This window comes from Vreelandella lutescens, assembly GCF_014640815.1.
Taxonomy (GTDB): Bacteria; Pseudomonadota; Gammaproteobacteria; order Pseudomonadales; family Halomonadaceae; genus Vreelandella; species Vreelandella lutescens.
On sequence record NZ_BMHM01000006.1, the window covers coordinates 183908 to 201252 of the forward strand.

At 53.8% G+C, this 17345-nt stretch carries 18 protein-coding genes and 2 tRNA genes; 9 read left to right on the forward strand and 11 right to left on the reverse strand.

The window, feature by feature from the left end; genetic code table 11:
- Positions 1-209: 209 nt before the first annotated feature.
- Genes IEW65_RS15415 through IEW65_RS15425 form a run of 3 tightly spaced genes read right to left on the reverse strand, consistent with a single transcriptional unit; the run spans position 210 to position 2679 of the window.
- The gene (locus IEW65_RS15415; RefSeq protein WP_188640334.1) at positions 210-1400 is read right to left on the reverse strand and encodes an amino acid aminotransferase; all 1191 of its coding nucleotides are present in this window, start codon (positions 1398-1400) and stop codon (positions 210-212) included.
- Positions 1401-1739 (reverse strand): 4a-hydroxytetrahydrobiopterin dehydratase, encoded by a 339-nt coding sequence (locus IEW65_RS15420; protein WP_188640335.1) that lies wholly within the window; start codon positions 1737-1739, stop codon positions 1401-1403.
- 28 nt (positions 1740-1767) lie between these two features.
- Positions 1768-2679: a GGDEF domain-containing protein gene (locus tag IEW65_RS15425; protein WP_188640336.1), complete on the reverse strand. Its 912-nt coding sequence runs from the start codon at positions 2677-2679 to the stop codon at positions 1768-1770.
- Positions 2680-2919: 240 nt separating this feature from the next.
- Here IEW65_RS15425 and cobA point away from each other — a divergent pair, with 240 nt between their 5' ends.
- The 4 genes from cobA (at position 2920) to dcd (ending at position 6597) form a co-directional block, all read left to right on the forward strand.
- Complete coding sequence (gene cobA / locus IEW65_RS15430; protein WP_188640337.1) at positions 2920-3780, forward strand: uroporphyrinogen-III C-methyltransferase; 861 nt, start codon at positions 2920-2922, stop codon at positions 3778-3780.
- Between the two features lie 149 nt (positions 3781-3929).
- Positions 3930-5069: a coiled-coil domain-containing protein gene (locus tag IEW65_RS15435; protein WP_188640338.1), complete on the forward strand. Its 1140-nt coding sequence runs from the start codon at positions 3930-3932 to the stop codon at positions 5067-5069.
- A gap of 149 nt (positions 5070-5218) precedes the next feature.
- A complete protein-coding gene (gene apbC / locus IEW65_RS15440) occupies positions 5219-6019 on the forward strand; it encodes an iron-sulfur cluster carrier protein ApbC (protein WP_188640339.1) in 801 nt (266 codons plus the stop codon).
- A gap of 11 nt (positions 6020-6030) precedes the next feature.
- The gene (gene dcd / locus IEW65_RS15445; RefSeq protein WP_188640340.1) at positions 6031-6597 is read left to right on the forward strand and encodes a dCTP deaminase; all 567 of its coding nucleotides are present in this window, start codon (positions 6031-6033) and stop codon (positions 6595-6597) included.
- Between the two features lie 72 nt (positions 6598-6669).
- Here the strand turns inward: dcd and purN are convergent, their stop codons facing one another.
- Both purN and purM read right to left on the reverse strand, forming a co-directional pair.
- Entirely contained in the window at positions 6670-7413 is a 744-nt protein-coding gene (gene purN / locus IEW65_RS15450) for a phosphoribosylglycinamide formyltransferase (protein ID WP_188640341.1), read from the reverse strand.
- Positions 7410-8489, reverse strand: coding sequence for a phosphoribosylformylglycinamidine cyclo-ligase (purM, locus tag IEW65_RS15455; protein WP_188640342.1), 1080 nt, complete (start codon positions 8487-8489; stop codon positions 7410-7412). The genes purN and purM overlap by 4 nt, the downstream gene beginning before the upstream one ends.
- Before the next feature lie 200 nt (positions 8490-8689).
- Here purM and IEW65_RS15460 point away from each other — a divergent pair, with 200 nt between their 5' ends.
- Entirely contained in the window at positions 8690-9802 is a 1113-nt protein-coding gene (locus IEW65_RS15460) for an AI-2E family transporter (protein WP_188640343.1), read from the forward strand.
- Entirely contained in the window at positions 9799-10503 is a 705-nt protein-coding gene (hda, locus tag IEW65_RS15465) for a DnaA regulatory inactivator Hda (protein ID WP_188640344.1), read from the forward strand. The genes IEW65_RS15460 and hda overlap by 4 nt, the downstream gene beginning before the upstream one ends.
- A gap of 82 nt (positions 10504-10585) precedes the next feature.
- Here hda and IEW65_RS15470 read toward each other — a convergent pair whose 3' ends face one another.
- Positions 10586-10960, reverse strand: a complete 375-nt coding sequence (locus IEW65_RS15470; RefSeq protein WP_188640345.1) for a phasin family protein — start codon at positions 10958-10960, stop codon at positions 10586-10588.
- A 303-nt stretch (positions 10961-11263) separates the two neighbouring features.
- Between IEW65_RS15470 and IEW65_RS15475 the strand changes: the two genes are divergently transcribed.
- Positions 11264-12640, forward strand: a complete 1377-nt coding sequence (locus IEW65_RS15475) for a class II fumarate hydratase (RefSeq protein WP_188640346.1) — start codon at positions 11264-11266, stop codon at positions 12638-12640.
- 26 nt (positions 12641-12666) lie between these two features.
- Here IEW65_RS15475 and IEW65_RS15480 read toward each other — a convergent pair whose 3' ends face one another.
- On the reverse strand, positions 12667-13737 hold the full coding sequence (locus IEW65_RS15480) for an endonuclease/exonuclease/phosphatase family protein (RefSeq protein ID WP_188640347.1): 1071 nt from the start codon (positions 13735-13737) through the stop codon (positions 12667-12669).
- Between the two features lie 179 nt (positions 13738-13916).
- On the opposite strand from IEW65_RS15480, the gene IEW65_RS15485 reads away from it, so the two are divergent.
- Both IEW65_RS15485 and IEW65_RS15490 read left to right on the forward strand, forming a co-directional pair.
- Positions 13917-13993 (forward strand) — tRNA-Val (locus IEW65_RS15485).
- Between the two features lie 24 nt (positions 13994-14017).
- Positions 14018-14094 (forward strand) — tRNA-Val (locus IEW65_RS15490).
- An 81-nt stretch (positions 14095-14175) separates the two neighbouring features.
- Here IEW65_RS15490 and IEW65_RS15495 read toward each other — a convergent pair.
- The 4 genes from IEW65_RS15495 to IEW65_RS15510 form a co-directional block, all read right to left on the reverse strand.
- On the reverse strand, positions 14176-14646 hold the full coding sequence (locus tag IEW65_RS15495) for a GAF domain-containing protein (RefSeq protein WP_188640348.1): 471 nt from the start codon (positions 14644-14646) through the stop codon (positions 14176-14178).
- Between the two features lie 94 nt (positions 14647-14740).
- The gene (locus tag IEW65_RS15500; protein ID WP_188640349.1) at positions 14741-15535 is read right to left on the reverse strand and encodes a MetQ/NlpA family ABC transporter substrate-binding protein; all 795 of its coding nucleotides are present in this window, start codon (positions 15533-15535) and stop codon (positions 14741-14743) included.
- 113 nt (positions 15536-15648) lie between these two features.
- The gene (locus tag IEW65_RS15505; RefSeq protein ID WP_188640350.1) at positions 15649-16302 is read right to left on the reverse strand and encodes a methionine ABC transporter permease; all 654 of its coding nucleotides are present in this window, start codon (positions 16300-16302) and stop codon (positions 15649-15651) included.
- Positions 16283-17326 carry a methionine ABC transporter ATP-binding protein gene (locus IEW65_RS15510; protein ID WP_188640351.1) on the reverse strand — a complete coding sequence of 348 codons (1044 nt, stop codon included), beginning with the start codon at positions 17324-17326 and terminating at the stop codon, positions 16283-16285. Before IEW65_RS15510 ends, IEW65_RS15505 begins: the two co-directional genes overlap by 20 nt.
- Between the last annotated feature and the right edge of the window lie 19 nt (positions 17327-17345).

Genomic DNA, 17345 nt, shown 5'->3' on the forward strand with positions numbered 1-17345 from the left:
CTACGCTGAGTGTGCCGAAAGTTTGACTAATCGGTCAAGCGTTGCTTTGCAACGGACGCCGCACGGGCGCCCCAGGCTCTGGCGGCGAACGCGCAATTGTACACAACCTTGGCCAAGGGGTTGATAAGGTTATGGGTTTTTCATCAGAATTTCGTCACTAACAAAAACGCCCAGGCATTTGCCTGGGCGTGAGGGTCAAACGATGCTGGTTAGTCGTTAACAGCAGCAATCGCTTTGGCTAGGTAGGGTAGATTCTCATGGGAGAAGCCTGCTACGTTCGCGCGGCCAGAGCGCACCATGTAGATGCCAAACTCATCGCGCAGACGATCAACCTGTTCAGGTGTTAGGCCCGTGTAGGAGAACATACCGCGCTGCTCGGCAACACAGGCATACTTCTCATCCAAGCCGTAGGGCTTCAGTGCATCAACGAAGTCACGACGTAGCGTATTAATACGGTCGCGCATTTCGGTCAGCTCTTCGCGCCACATCGCTGAGAGTTCAGCGTCGTGAAGGATCTCGCTGACAATCGCGCCGCCGTGAGCAGGCGGGTTGGAGTAGTTCTCACGCGCCACAATCGCCACTTGCGAGCGAACGTTCTCCATCTGCTCAGCGTCTTTGGCGACCAGAATCAAACAGCCTGTACGCTCGCAGTAAATGCCAAAGTTCTTAGAGCAGGAGCTGGTGATGATCACTTCATCCAGGTTCTCGGCCAGCAGGCGAACGCCATAGGCGTCTTCGTCGAGGCCTTCACCGAAACCTTGGTAAGCAAAGTCGATGAGTGGCAGCAGTTGGCGCTCTTTCAATACCGCCATCACTTCTTGCCACTGCTGCTGAGAAAGATCAAAGCCCGTCGGGTTGTGGCAGCAGGCGTGCAGCACTACCACATCGCCTTCTGGAATCTTTTTCAACGCGGCCAGCATGCCATCAAAATCAAGGCGGTTGTCGGCATCGACGTAAGGGTACTTGTGCAGCTCAATACCAGCGGAGGTGAAGATGCCGTGGTGGTTCGGCCAAGTTGGGTCGCTGACCCAAATGCCTTTACCCGGTAGTTGGCTGGCCACAAAATCAGCTGCCAGACGCAGCGCGCCCGTACCGCCCGGCGATTGAGTAGCGCTGGCGCGCTTAGCACTCAGCACTGGGGAGTTGGCGCCCAGTACCATAGGAAGAACGGCTTCGCCGTAGGCTGGAGCACCGTGAGAACCAATATAGGTTTTGGTGGTTTCATTCTTGAGCAGGCGAGCTTCTGCTTCCTTGACGGCACGCATGACCGGCGTGTTGCCAGCGGCGTCGCGATATACGCCAACACCAAGATCTACTTTCTGCGGGTTGGTATCTTTTTTGAAAGCTTCGATCAGCCCGAGAATGGCGTCTCCAGGGACTCGCTCAATTTGCTCAAACATTTATTCGGCTACCTCGTCGGTTCTGGCGGCAAGAATGAAATCATTAAGATGCAGGCCGCGAATTTCATGGGACCACCAGGTGACGGTGGTTTTGCCCCATTCGGTCACCAATACAGGGTGGTGGCCTGCCTGCTCTGCGACATCGCCCACCCGCTGGCTAAACGCTAGCGCATCGGCAAAGTTACGAAACGTGAACTGTCTCGATAGCTTCATGATGCCATCGTGCTCGGTAATCTGCCACTCTGGAAGTGCCTTAAGATGAGGTTGGCATGCCTCATAAGAGAGCGGTATGGCATTGCCGCTACAGGGTTCGCATTCGCAATGAGCCAGTGATGTCATGGTGTCACCTCATGGGTAGATCCACTCTTCAGGGTAGAAGGCAGACGCAGTCCCGACCAACATCCTTTGCGCTATATAGCGCTCGATCGGCGCGTTCAATCAGGCTCACCATGGGTTCACCGCAGCGATACTCTGCCACGCCAATGCTCAGGGTGACATTGCCTTGGCCCATGCCGAAATCGTGCTCTGCAATAGTTTGACGCAAGCGGTCGGCAAGCTTATGGCATTGCTGCAGCGAGGTAAGCGGCAGCACTACCATAAACTCCTCACCCCCCAGGCGAGCCACCATATCTTCACAGCGCAACAGAGACTGCGTCACGGTAGCGAGCTGTTTTAAGACGCTATCCCCTTGTAGATGGCCCCAACGGTCATTGAGCTGTTTGAAGTGATCGATGTCGATCATCATGATGGAAAGCGGCGTGCCATGGCGGGTGCTAAGAGACGTTAGGTGGGTTAACTGCACCATCAGCTTGCGACGATTGGGCAAGCTGGTCAGCGGGTCGGTATCGCATAGTTTGCGCAGCCGCTGCTCTTCAATGACCTGGTCCGTAATATCCAGCATAAGACCATTCCAGCGTACCCCAGATTCGATGGGTTCAGGGTTGGCGCTCACGGCGATCCAATGCGGTTTTTCTTTAGGAAAAGGGAGACGAAAACGCGTATTGAGCGGCAGCATCCAGCGTGCAGAACGTTCGATCGCTGACATCACTTTCGGGTGATCACTGCCGGTGAGCTGCTCTAGCAGCAAACTGGCGTCTTTTGCGAGCTGCTGTCTGTCAACATAAGCAAGTGCGATGCCCCCACCCTCAAGGTAAGGGAAGTTCATATGACCACTATGGGAGCGGTAGAACTGAAAAATGACCCCGGGAATATGGGGCACTAAGCTATCGGCACTCTGTGGAATGGCTACAGGAGGTACGGATACGTCATTCACGGGCATGCGTGAATCTCCAATTTTTATGCCTGTTGTAAGTTAGCCGTGAAGATTAGCGGTAAAAGCGTAAACAATATGTAAGCTTTTACTGACAATTTCGCGTTTTTTAATATTTTTTGGTAATTAAAAAACCTCTGTATATTCCTTTTTTGCCGCATTAGCGTGAAAATGGCGAATAGTTGAGAGAATGTCGTTTTTAATTCTTTTCTGAAATAACGTTAGATTTTATTCCTACTGGTGGTGGCTTTGGATACGCAGCAATCACACACGGTTAATGCCGAGGCAGAAGCGCATGAGGCCCATCAGCATCCTCTAGGGCGTGTCAGTTTGATTGGCGCAGGCCCTGGAGACCCAGACCTATTAACGTTGAAAGCGTATAAGCGGCTATTGAAAGCAGAGGTAGTGCTGTATGACCGCTTGGTCAGCGATGAAATTTTGGCACTGTTGCCTGCTGAGTCTGAGCGCTATTACGTCGGTAAAGCGCGCTCCTCTCACAGCGTGCCCCAAGAGGAGATCAACCAATCGCTGGTGGAGTGGGCTAAGCAGGGTAAGCAGGTCATTCGTTTAAAAGGCGGCGATCCTTTTATTTTTGGCCGTGGTGGGGAAGAGCTTGAAGCGCTCGTGGCGGCGCATATCCCTGTGGAAGTTATTCCTGGCATTACGGCTGCCTCTGGCTGTGCCGCTTATGCGGGGATTCCGCTCACCCATCGTGACCATGCGCAGTCGGTGCGGTTTGTGACGGGGCACCTTCAGCATGGACAACTGCGTTTGGACTGGCCTGCGTTGGCCCAGTCAGGTCAGACGCTCGTGTTTTATATGGGACTCAGCAATCTGAGCTTAATTTGTGACGGGCTTATGGCGCATGGGTTGAGCGAGTCGACTCCGTTAGCGCTTATCGAGCAGGGAACAACGCAACGGCAGCGCACGCATGTCGGCTCGCTCAAGGAACTCCCTGAAGGCTTCTATAGCGGCGATATTAAGCCGCCTACCTTATTGATTATTGGCAGCGTTGTGTCGCTACATCAAACGCTTTCATGGTTTGAGGCAGATCATGGCACCACGATGGGATTTTCTGATGGCAAGCATGCGCGTTTAACGAACGGGTAGGTATTTTGAGTGTTATGTCGGGTGGCGTTATGAGCCGCGCTGTGTATGCTAGTAACGATAAGATTCATAAAACGACGATTTGATCACCATCGTGCTACTTGTCACTAACGCTGCTGATACCAGCAGCCAAGCGAAAAGAGGGACGCAGCATGTCAGACGTTAACCATTCAGACCCGAACACGCCAGCTCATAAGCCGGATATGAAAACGCTCTTCCAGGATAACCGGGTCAAAGGGATTGCCGGTATCGCCGCCATTGCTGTGATTTGGGCCATTATGGCGCAATCTAATTCAGGCACCCACCAAGAACGTGTTGAAACACTGGAAGGGCAGCTTGCCAGCACCGAACAAGAGAACGCCCAGCTCAGCCAGCGCCTATCGGAAGTCGAGCAGGCAGAGGCAGATTTGACGGCCATGCGCGAGGAAATGGCCTCTTTAGAGCAGCAGCAAGCTGAGGCGGCTGCAAGCCTTGAGTCTGCCCAGGGCGATGTCAGCAGCGTTCAGTCGCGTCTTGAAGAGCTGGAAAGCCAGCGTGAGACGCTTCAACAAGAGGTCACCGCACTGGAAGAGCAGCTGGCCAGCATCGAAAGCGAGCTGCAGTCTCTTAGGGAAGAGCGTGATCAAGTAGTGGGCGAGCGTGACGAGGCCGCGGCTTCATTGCAGCAAGTTGAAGATGCTCGCCAGAGTGCCGAGGATGCTCGTCAGCAGGCTGAATCGGCGCGTCAAGAGGCTGAAGAGCAGCGTCAGCAAGCCGTTGAAGAGTTAGGCACTGCGGAAACTGAACTCAGCGAGCTTGAGACCCAGGTCAGTGATGCCAACGAGCGCTTGGCCACGCTTGAAGAAGAGATCGCTAATCAAGAGAGTGGGCTGCAATCTCTCCAAGAAGAGCGTGATAGCGTGATGGGCGAACGGGATTCGCTGCAGTCTGAGGTGGACTCGCTATCTCAGTTGCGTGAAGAAGAGCAGCAGAGCCTGGATCAGGTCCGCACTGAAATGGACGACTTGATGGTTGCGCTGGATATTGGTCGTGAAGAAGTGGCCAACGTAGAAAGCGATATTGAGTCGCGTCAAGAGCAGCTGGGCCGTTTAGAAACGCAGCTAAGCGAGTGGCGTGATGAGCTTTCTACGCTGGATGAACGCCTTCATGTTGAAGACCCCGCGACAGGCGAAGTGCCTAACCTGACAGGCGAGCAGGAAGGAAACTCAGGTGAGGACAGTTCAAGCGAAGAGAACAGTTCAGATAGCGAAGAAGCCCAAGCAGGTGAAGAAAGTCAGCAAAGCAGCAATTAATCCTGGTGCGATGCCTTTGCTGAGAGGCTGACTCCTTGAGCGGATGTGGGATTTCCCACATCCGCTTTTGTTTGTTGGTTTAGAAATAGGTCGGTGAGGAGTATCATTCACGCCATGTTCACGATAAGCAAACAACGGGAGTGCCATTAATGGATGGTGTAAAACATATTGTGGCAGTGGCATCCGGTAAAGGCGGTGTGGGTAAATCCACCGTTACCGTTAATTTAGCACTGGCGCTTTCTGCCCAAGGCTATCGCGTAGGCGTTCTGGATGCGGATATCTATGGCCCTAGCCAAGCGCAAATGCTGGGTGTGAAAGAGGGTGTTCGCCCCCAGGCCGCTGCGGATAATAAGTTTCTGCCGTTGGAAGCTCACGGTATTCAAGCCATGTCGATGGCATTCATGGTGAATACGCGAGATGCCATGGTATGGCGTGGCCCGATGGTGGTAGGTGCGTTTCAGCAAATGCTGACCCAAACGCAGTGGGACAACTTGGATTTTCTGTTGATTGATATGCCGCCAGGCACGGGTGATATACAGCTGACACTGGCACAAAAAGTACCGGTGGCCGGTGCTGTGATTGTCACTACTCCTCAGGACATCGCGCTGTTGGATGCCCGTAAAGGCATTGAAATGTTCCGTAAAGTGAACGTTCCGGTGCTGGGCGTGGTGGAAAACATGAGCCTGTACCACTGTGAAAAATGTGGCCATGAAGCCGCGATTTTTGGCACCGGTGGTGGGGATCGCATCGCTGACGAATACGACACTACCGTACTAGGGCGTTTACCGCTGACCCTCTCGATTCGTGAGCTGGCTGATTCTGGACGCCCAAGCGTTATTTCCGAGCCCGACAGCTCGGTCAGCCGGACCTTTGCCGAGATTGCCAGCAAAGTGGCGCAGTCTGTCAGTGCTAGCCAAAGCGGCGGCCCTACGATTTCTTTTAGCGAGTGATGAAGTAACCGATGAGCATTAAATCAGACAAGTGGATTCGCCGGATGGCGCAAAGCGATGCCATGATCGAGCCGTTCGAGGCAGAGCAGGTGCGCTATGTGAACGATCAGCGGGTGATCTCCTACGGCACGTCCAGCTATGGCTATGATGTGCGCTGCGCCGATGAGTTTAAGGTGTTTACCAACATTCACTCGGCGATTGTGGACCCTAAAGCCTTCGACGCAAAAAGCTTTGTCGACGTGAAGGGCGATGTCTGTATTATTCCGCCAAACTCCTTTGCGCTGGCGCGGACGGTGGAGTATTTCCGCATCCCGCGCAATGTGCTGACCATTTGTCTTGGTAAGTCTACCTACGCGCGTTGCGGTATTATCGTCAACGTAACGCCGCTGGAGCCTGAGTGGGAAGGGCACGTGACGCTGGAGTTCTCCAACACTACCAACCTGCCCGCGAAGATCTATGCCCATGAAGGTGTCGCCCAGATGCTTTTCCTGGAGTCGGATGAGGTGTGTGAAACCTCTTATAAAGATCGGGGCGGTAAGTACATGGGCCAACGTGGCGTGACGTTGCCGCGCACCTAATACGCCCTGGCTACTAAAAAAGCCTTGCCGCATCGCTGCGGCAAGGCTTTTTTGTTTAGCGGCGCTGTGGAATCAGGCGTCGTCGATCTCTTCATCTAGCTCTTCGGCAGCATCAGCATGTGAGAGGCGCATGCCGTACGGCGGAAGCGGGTGCCCGTCCATGGTGGCAGTCTCTGCGGTATATTGCAGGCGTCCTTCCAAGAACCACTGCACCGCAATCGGGAAAATCAGATGCTCCCGCGCGTGCACCTTCTCTTTCAATGTCTCTACGGTGTCATCTGCGCTGACCTGAAGCTCCGCTTGCAGTACCACTGGGCCGCCATCTAACTCTTCAGTGACGAAGTGTACGCTGCAGCCGTGGTGTGAGGCACCGTCGGCTAGCGCACGGGCGTGGGTATTGAGGCCTTGATAAGCGGGCAGCAGGGAGGGGTGAATGTTGAGCATCCGCCCCAGGAAGCGCTGCACGAAACGCGGCGTGAGAATGCGCATAAAGCCAGCCAGGATAATGACGTCCGGCTCGTGACGCTCAATCACTTTGATCAGCGCGCCGTCGTACGCGTCGCGGCTGTCGTATTCACGATGGGGAAGTACGACCGCTTCAATGCCAGCTTCATGGGCACGCTTCAAGCCATAAGCGTCTGGCTCGTTGGAGATCACCGCGACGATCTCACCGCCTAGACGGTCATGCTGCTGAGCATCAATGAGTGCCTGTAGATTACTACCGCTGCCAGAGATCAATACCACCACGCGGCGTGCGCCCACTGGATCAGGCGTCATGCCGTTTAGGGTGTCGCTGCTGTAGTCGGTACTGCTCATGCGTTGTGGCTCGCTTGGGCGTGGTCGAGGACAACCGCCTCGTCCTGGCGCTGAATAATCTGGCCAATCTGGTAAACGGTCTCGCCCTGAGCCTCAAGATGTGCCTTGGCATTATCTGCCTGATCTGCGGGCACCACGATGACCATGCCAATACCGCAGTTCAGCACGCGGTGCATTTCGGTTTCGTTGACGTTGCCTTTGGCCTGCAGCCAGTTAAACACTTCAGGACGCTGCCAGCTGGTGAGATCAATGTGTGCTGCCAAGGTGTCTGGCAAAACGCGGGGGATATTTTCCAACAGACCGCCGCCAGTGATGTGCGACAGGGCGTGCACGGGAATATCGGTACCGCGCATCATCGAGAGCAGCGACTTCACGTAAATGCGTGTGGGGGCCATTAAGGCATCACCCAAAGACTGACCATCAACGGTTTCTTCAAGCGATGCGTTGCTAACTTCCAAGATTTTGCGAATCAACGAGTAGCCGTTAGAGTGAGGACCAGAAGAGGCTAGACCAAGCAGAACATCGCCTTTGGCGACCTTGCTGCCATCTAGTATCTCGGACTTCTCTACAACACCTACACAAAAGCCAGCCAGGTCGTAGTCGCTACCTTCATACATGCCGGGCATTTCAGCGGTTTCGCCGCCTACCAGCGCACAGCCTGCCAGCTCGCAGCCTGCGCCAATGCCTGTGACCACGTCCGCGGCAATATCTACATCCAGTTTGCCGGTGGCGTAGTAGTCCAGGAACAGCAGCGGTTCAGCACCAGCCACAATCAAGTCATTGACACACATAGCTACCAGGTCGATGCCGATAGTGTCATGCTTGCCAAGATCCATCGCCAAGCGCAGTTTGGTGCCAACGCCATCGGTGCCTGAGACAAGCACGGGCTGTTTGTAACCAGCGGGAAGCTCGCACAGCGCGCCGAAACCGCCAAGGCCACCCATCACTTCAGGGCGTGACGTGCGCTTGGCAACGTGCTTGATGCGGTCAACAAGGGCGTTGCCGGCATCAATGTCGACGCCTGCGTCTTTGTAGCTGATAGAGGGAGTAGCCTGGGATGGAGAAGTCTCGGTCATGACAGGTCCTGTGAAGCCTATGCAATGCTGCAATGCGATTGTGCTGGCGAGTAAGCCAGTGCCGGAGCAATAACGGGCTGCGATTGTATCACTCAGCGACGTAAGTCGCATCGATGTGACGCGTTATCAGGTGCGCTGTGGGCAACTTTTGTTACTATTCAAGCATTACCGCTGACCGTATATCCAGCAAGGAGCGTGGAATGAGAAATTCATGGTGGGGAATAGCGCTACTTTTTGCGCTGGTTGGCACAGTGTATTTGCTTGATGCCGTTTTGATGCCCTTTATTGCCGGGTTGATATTGGCATATTTGGCTGACCCGTTGACCAACTACTTCCAGCGCTTGGGAATGAAGCGCACCTGGGCGGTCAGCAGTGTATTTTTAGTTTTGACGCTTGTCTTGGCATTGAGTTTGCTGATTTTAATTCCATTGGTGGTTCAGCAGATTAAGCAATTGGGGGAGGCGTTGCCAGGCGTACTCAACTGGGTAGAAGGTGTGTTGGCACCTCAAGTGCAAGAGTGGACAGGGTATGATCTTGCCGCCGAGCTAAGTAACGTACGGGAAACCCTGGTAGAAAACTGGCGTGACGCGGGCAGCTATGTCGCCCAGGCCTTAGGGCAAATTGGCCGCTCGGGAATGGCGTTTGCCTCTTGGGTGACTTATGTGGCGTTGATTCCAGTAGTGACGTTTTATCTGCTGCTAGACTGGAACCATATGCTCAGCAACCTGGGCAACTTAGTGCCGCGACAGTGGGCAGACGATACATTTCGCCTAGCGCGGCGCTGTGATGAAGTATTAGCCTCGTTCTTGCGCGGCCAGCTGTTAGTGATGTTGTGTCTGGGCGTTATTTATGCGGTCGGGTTAACGTTGCTGGGGCTTAACTTTGGCCTGCTGATTGGTGTGCTCTCAGGGCTAGTGAGCATTGTGCCTTTTTTGGGGTTTATCGTTGGGCTGGTCATTGCCGTTGTCGTGGCGCTATTTCAGTTTGATACGTGGTGGGCGCTGCTAGGCGTCGTAGCTGTATTTGGTTTGGGTCAAGTCGCGGAAAGCGTCGTGCTGCAGCCGAAGCTGTTAGGCGATAAAATTGGCTTACACCCGGTGGCGGTGATTTTTGCCGTATTGGCCGGGGGGCATCTTTTTGGTTTAACAGGTGTTTTGTTGGCGCTTCCAGCGGCGGCGGTGATTATGGTGCTACTGCGGGAAGTAAAAGATCGTTATAAAAACAGTGCGCTATATGATGCGCAGTTAGAATCATTAGAACAGCCAATACAGCATGATGAGCTGGGTCACGACGACAAAAGGGAGTCATCATGAGCCGAGTACCGGCACAGCTACCCCTGGGGGTGGGGTTGCGCGATGATGCTACGTTTAATAATTACTATGCATCCAGCGCTAATGCCTCCTTGGTAGACCATTTAAGCCATCAGCTCGCGCCTGACTCAGAGCCGTTTCTTTATCTCTGGGGTGCGCCGGGCAGTGGGCGTAGTCATCTCTTGCAAGCAGCTTGTCACGCAGCGTCTGATCAAGACAGGCGTGCACTTTACTTACCGTTGGCAGATTTAGGCCATTTCCCGCCTTTGATGCTAGAGGATATTGAACGGCTTGACTTGGTGGCCATTGATGATTTGGAGTACGTCATCGGGCGCAAGCGCTGGGAGGAGGCGCTGTTTCACGCGTTTAATCGCTTGAGGGATGCGGGTAAGGCGCTGCTGATTGCGGCAAACAAGCCGCCGCGCCATTTAGACGTCGTGCTGCCAGACCTGGCGTCTCGTCTTGCTTGGGGGGTGACGTTTCATTTACACCCGATGGACGATAATGATCGCCTAGCGGCTCTGAAGCTGCGCGCCAATGTGCGTGGAATGCAGCTGCCTGATGACGTTGGCCGCTATATTATGCATCGTGGCCCTAGAGAGCTTGGTGAACTCTGCCGAGCGTTGGAGACGTTGGATCAAGCATCGCTCTCGGCCAAACGGAAACTGACGATTCCCTTCGTCAAGTCCGCTCTTAATTGGTAAAACGCCCCTGCCAGTTAACTGGCAGGGGCGTTTTCAAACCACATTGACGTGCATTGACCGCGATGGCGGTCATCGCAACGTATTAGGCAGTTTTGCTCATTTTGCTAGCCGCCGCTTGGGCTTGCTTAACATTCTCTTCAGTCAGCTTCTGGCTCTTTTGCATAAAGTCCTGCTGAAGCGATACGACTTTGTCGGCGTCGCCTTTTACACGCTCAGCCAGTTCTTTTGCCACTTTCTGCTGGCCTTCCATGTAGCTACGCAGGCCGTCAGCGTCTTTAACGCTCATCAGCTGGCGCATTTGTGCAATGCCGGTATCGACGTAAGCTTTATTGGCGTCTAGCTGAGCGTTCAGCAGCTTTTCAGAGTAATCAATGCTTAAGCTCATGTAAGCGCGTGCTGGAGCCATAAACAGATTGTCGAACTGCTGGGTCATTTCGTTAGTGTTAAAAGTACGCATAGTGAACACTCCTGTGCCATTGCTAAGGTCTGTGGGCTGCTAAGTGTGAGCCCAAGACGATTCTTTAATCAGCGACGGCGAGTTAAGGAATGCACCGTGACTGATCTGGGTTATCTTGCATTGCAGCATAGCAAGCCGTTTTGTGCAGTGCAACAATTTGAGCAAAATAAACCTTGCACCGTCCTCTTAAGTTGCCCAGTAGGTTTACCTTATCTACCGAGGCGTCTAGGCTAAAGTGAAGAGAGAATCGTTATCAATGAAGTGGTGTTAGCGTTAATGCCACCGACTCAACAGGAGTACAGCATGGAAACGCGTATTGAGCGGGATAGCATGGGTGAGCTCGAAGTGCCAGCAACGGCGCTTTACGGTGCCCAAACCCAGCGTGCCATTAACAATTTTCCTGTCTCGGGCACGCCAATGCCGTTGGCATTTGTCCATGCCGTGGCACGCATTAAGCTAGCGGCTGCCCGTAGCAATCACCAGTTGGGTCTTTTAGATGCTGAGCGGGCAAAGGCTATCGAAAAAGCTGCGCAGGCGGTAATCGATGGCCAGTTCGATGACCAGTTCCCCATTGATGTCTTCCAGACGGGGTCAGGCACGTCGACCAATATGAACGTGAATGAGGTGCTAGCGACGTTAGCTAGCCGTGATGGCGTAGAGGTAGCGCCCAACGACCACGTGAATATGGGGCAATCGAGTAACGACGTTATTCCCACCGCGATTCATCTCTCCGCTGCTATCGCCGTAAATGAGTCACTGAGGCCTGCATTAGTCTCACTGCAAGCGACCATTGACCGCCGTGCGGATGAGCTAAGCCATGTGGTTAAAACAGGGCGTACTCATCTGATGGACGCTATGCCGCTGCGTATGGATCAAGAGTTAGGGGCATGGTCTAGCCAGGTGGCGCAAGCCATTGAGCGCTTTGACAGTGCGATGACGCGTCTATGTCGCCTTGCCCAAGGCGGCACCGCAGTAGGAACAGGAATTAATACACCAGAGGGCTTTGCTGATTTAATGGCGAAGGATCTTAGCCAGCAGACGGGGCTCTCTTTCGTCCCTAATGATAGCTTTTTTGCCAGCTTGGCTTCGCAAGACGCTGCGGTAGAGTTATCCGGACAGTTGAAAGGTTTAGCCTGTGTGGTAATGAAGATTGCCAACGACCTGCGCTGGATGAATTCTGGGCCGCTTGCAGGGCTTGGTGAAATTGAGCTTGAAGCGCTTCAGCCGGGCAGTTCTATTATGCCAGGCAAAGTAAACCCGGTAATTCCTGAGTCGGCGTCGCAGGCGGCGGCACAGGTCATGGGGTTAGATACAGCGATCACGGTGGCAGGTCAGAGTGGAAATTTTCAGCTGAACGTGATGTTACCGCTGGTGGCCTCTAATCTCCTGACCTCGATTACGTTGATGAGCAATACCGCCAAGCTTTTGGCCGAACGTGCCATCGGTACGTTTAAGGTGCGAGAAGATAACCTACAGGGCCCGCTGGCGCGAAATCCGATTTTAGTGACCGCACTTAACGGCGTGATTGGTTATAACGCCGCCGCCGCGATCGCTAAAAAAGCCTACCAAGCTGGACGGCCGATTATCGACGTGGCGGAGGAGGAGACCGAGCTTGATCGTGCTACCCTCGAGCGGCTGCTCGACCCTGCTGTGTTAACGCAGGGAGGAGTGCCTGAATAGCCCCGTTTGTAACGATAGTAAAATAGCTATGTCTGCTGTTTTTCTGTTTTGCCTTTCTCAATAGTTTCGTTGGCTTCCTGACGCTCCTCTTGGCTGGCTTCGGGCGTGTCGTGCTCGTTCTGGCGGGAGGGGCGGTAGCAAAGAGTGGCCAGAATAGGAAAATGGTCAGAGCCAAAGGCGTCTAAGCGCTGCATGCTATCCAGCGTAAAGTGCTCGCTTACGAAAACGTGATCTAGCGGCCAGCGCAGCACTGGGTAGTGGGCATGAAACGTGCTAAATAGACCGCGTCCGCGGCGAGGGTCAAGCATGCCACTGATGCGACAAAAGCGACGGGTAGTGCGTGACCAGGCAACATCGTTTAGATCCCCGGCCACCAGCGTAGGCGAAGGGTGTCGGTGGATCTCTTTGCCCACTAATAGCAGTTCTGCGTCTCGCCAAAGCGATTTCTCACTTTCGCTGGGCGCTGGCGGGCGAGGATGTAGGGCGTATAAGCGTATTTTATCGCCGCTTTTTAGAGTGACGAAGGTGTGTATCGAAGGGATGTCATCCTGGATCAGCCACTTCACCTCTGTCTCGCTAAGCGCCAGTCGCGAGTACATATGCATGCCGTATAGATTATCCAGCGGGATTTTGACGCTGTGTGACCACTTATCCTCTAATGCTTGATCTAGTTGCTCCTGCCACCATTGATCTGACTCCAACGTGATCACAATATCGGGCTGGTAATGCTCAATCATGCTGATCAGGTTATCGGCTTTACGATTTGGAGTCAGAACATTGGCAATCAGTAACGTGATTTTTTGGTCGCTAGGAGCCTTGTTTGATGGCTTCACTTGCACGGGCCAGAGGCGCGTCCACGGAAGGATATGACGCAGCTGCAGCAGGAGAGCAAGCAGTGAGATGGACGCTGCTGCTGTTTGCCATTGACCTGGTTCAAGCAGCACTAAGCTGGCTAACGTGCAGATGCCTGCGAGTGAGGCAATTTGCAGGCGAGGAAATTCAAAGCTACGCACCCACCACCAGCGTAGTTTGACGCGAGCAATGAGTGTGGATAGTAGCAATAAAACGGCAATGCATCCTAGCAAAGGCCCTAGCAAAACTTACCTCCTTATTTAACAGGCTATCTTTATTAATCTATGTGCAGCTTAGCCGTTAGGGTTGATAAGTGTCGATATTATTTATAGAAGCAGTTAGGTGGTTCGTTGTCAGCGGTGCAGGCATAAAAACTACTTGCAATTCAGCTATGAAGCCGTAGAATACGCATCCGTTGCACAGCAGGACCATAGCTCAGTTGGTTAGAGCGCCACGTTGACATCGTGGAGGTCGGCGGTTCAAATCCGCCTGGTCCTACCAATACATTTATGTGCAGACCTTTTTAGGACCATAGCTCAGTTGGTTAGAGCGCCACGTTGACATCGTGGAGGTCGGCGGTTCAAATCCGCCTGGTCCTACCAGAATCTTAAAGCCCCGCTCAATGAGCGGGGCTTTTTTATGCGTGGCTGACTTTCCCGGCCTTGAATCAAAGCGACCTTGAATCAAAGAAAGCGGGGTAGGTCTGTCTGGCGCATAAACGTGGCAACAAGCGCCTCGATACCGGCTTGGTCTTCTTGGCTAAAGCGTGCATGTTGCGGGCTGTCGATATCCAGCACGCCCCAGACAAAGCCATCTGTCACGATGGGCACCACCAGTTCAGAGTTTGAGTTTGCATCGCAGGCGATGTGGTCTGCGACGGCGTGCACATCGTCGACTCTTTGGGTGGCTTGCTCGCGTGCAGCAGCGCCACATACCCCTTTGCTAAACGGGATGGGGTGGCAGGCAGGCTTGCCTTGGAAAGGGCCAAGGCAGAGCACCTGTGCTTCACGCTGAAGGTAAAACCCCACCCAGTTCAGCTCGCTCAGCTCCTGCTGAATAAATGCGCAGGTTTGAGCGCTATTGGTAAGCCAGTCACGGGTATCCAGCAGGGCTTCGAGCTGGCGGTTGAGCAGCGTGTAATTAATCGTCGACATACCCTCTCCTTTGGTAACCAACGCATCAGGCCAGCCTTTCGGCTGGCCTGATACTACTATCTTAAGGTGGTGCTTAAACGAGCGGTGAGAAAGATTACTCTTCGATCCAGCCCGGTACCGCTGCGCCTTTGAACAGCTCTTCGGCTTTTGCAATGACTTCGTCGCGCTGATAGGCATCTACCAGTTGGCGAATCTCTTCACGCTCTTCATCGCCACCACGCACGGCAATCAGGTTCACGTAAGGGGACTCGGGACCTTCTTTGATCAGTGCATCATCAAGGCTTAAGCCTGCTGGCTGAGCAAAGGTGTTGTTGATGAAGGCCATATCTACGTCGGGAAGCACGCGGGGAAGCTGAGCTGCTTCAATTTCACGGAAGCGGAAACCGCGCGGGTTTTCCGCGATATCAATCGGCGTGGCTTCCAGGAAGGTCGGATCGTTCAGCGTGATCAGGCCTTCGTTGTGCATCAGAATCAGTGCACGACCTTCGTTAGAAGGGTCGTTGGGCAGTGCGATTTGCGCGCCGTCAGGCAGCTCATCAATACTGTCGTACTTTTCAGAGTAAGCGCCGATAGGGTAGACGAAGGTGTAACCGGCAATGGCGAAATCGTAGCCGCGGTCATTAACCATCGCCTGCATGTAGGGCTCGTGCTGGTAAGCGTTGGCATCCAGGCTGCCATCGGCCAGGGCGGCGTTCGGCGTTACGTAGTCAGTGAACTCGATGATTTCGACATTCAGGTCGAACTCTTCTTTTGCAATGCGCGCAGCGACTTCCATGACTTCCGTTTCAGGGCCCGCCACGGTGCCCATCTTAATGGTGCGGGTTTCGGCGTTAGCAACGTTAATAGCGAGCGCGAGGGCGGTCAGGCTGCCGATAATGATTTTTTGCATGGCGTTACTCCAGTGTCGTTGTGAATCATGGTGCAATGATGCGGTAATAAGAAACACAAGTCTAATGCGTTTTCGTTATATTTGGCTATGCCGATGAAAGACGATGGCTATGGCTATTTACGATCGCTTTTGCGCACTAAATAGTCACCAAGGCTTTGAAACCCTTGTACCAGTACGACTAGGATCACTACGGTGATCAGCATGATCTCGGGATTGAAGCGGTTGTAGCCGTAACGAATGCCCAGGTCGCCCAGTCCGCCGCCGCCCACGGCGCCCGCCATGGCCGAGTAACTCACTAAGGTGACGAGCGTGATGGTGAGGCCCGTGATGATGCCGCCGCGCGCTTCAGGAATCAGTACCTTGGTAATGATTTGCCAAGGTGTCGCCCCCATGGATTGCGCAGACTCGATCAGTCCCGGAGAAATCTCGTTCAGCGCGCCCTCGATAAGGCGGGCCACGAAGGGAATGGCGGCAATCGTTAGCGGTACCGACGCGGCATTAATGCCGATGGAGGTGCCCACCAGCATGCGAGTGAAAGGAATGATGGCGACCATCAAAATGATGAACGGAATGGAGCGTCCAATGTTGGTGATGACACCCAGTGCCTGGTTGAGAACGGGCATTGCCATGATTTGCCGCGGGCGAGTCACGTAAAGCATGACGCCCAGCGGCAGGCCCAATAGGGTGGCAATCACACCCGATACGGCCACCATGTAAAGGGTTTCCAGCGTGGCCTGTAAAATGAGATCAAACATTGCGCTGGACATGGCCGAGTACCTCCACCTGTAATTGATGCGCTTCTAAATAGGACATGGCTTGCTGGGTCTGTTCATGGCTACCCAGCAGTTCGGCGATCATCAGGCCTAGTGTACGGTCCTGAATAGACTCAACCTTGGCCTGCAGAATGCTCACATCAACGCTGCACTCTCGAGCTAGGCGAGAAATGAGCGGTGTGGAAACGGCATCGCCGGAGAATGTGAGTCGAACCACCGGATGCGTGTGCTCGCCTGGAAGCTCTTCTAAGCGCTCTAATAACTCTTTAGGCGGACTGAGCTGCAAAAAGTCGTTCAAAAAGTCGCGGCCCAGCTGTGTGTTGGGCGCGGTGAAGAAGTCGCCCACCTCTGCATCTTCTACCAGTTTTCCATCGGAGATCAGGCTGACGCGGTGGCAAATAGATTTCACTACTTCCATTTCGTGGGTAATCAGCAAAATGGTGATGCCAAGCTGATGGTTGATGTCTCTGAGTAGTTCGAGAATGGAGCTGGTGGTTTGCGGGTCAAGCGCAGAAGTGGCTTCGTCGCACAGCAGCACGTTGGGCTTGCTGGCAAGGGCGCGAGCAATCGCGACGCGCTGTTTTTGGCCGCCGGAGAGCTGTGCCGGATATTGGTTTGCTTTATCCGAGAGGCCCACCATATCTAGCAGCGGTAAGACGCGATTTTGAATATCGCTGCGCTTTTCGCCCATCAGTTCTAGGGGGAGGGCGATATTGTCAAATACGTTGCGCGTGGTGAGCAGGTTGAAGTGCTGAAAGATCATGCCGATACGGTGGCGAGCATGGTTGAGCTCGGAGCGCGTCAGGCCGGTCATTTCCTGGCCGTCAACGACCACACTGCCACTTGTGGGCCGCTCAAGTAGATTGACACAGCGAATGAGTGTTGACTTGCCCGCACCGGACAGGCCAATCACCCCGTGTATCGTGCCTTTGGGAATCGTTAAATTAACATTCTGAAGAGCATGCACGGCATTGTCGCCGCTGCCATAAGTTTTACTAACGTTGCTAAGTTCAATCATAGCGTCTGCCTTAATGGTA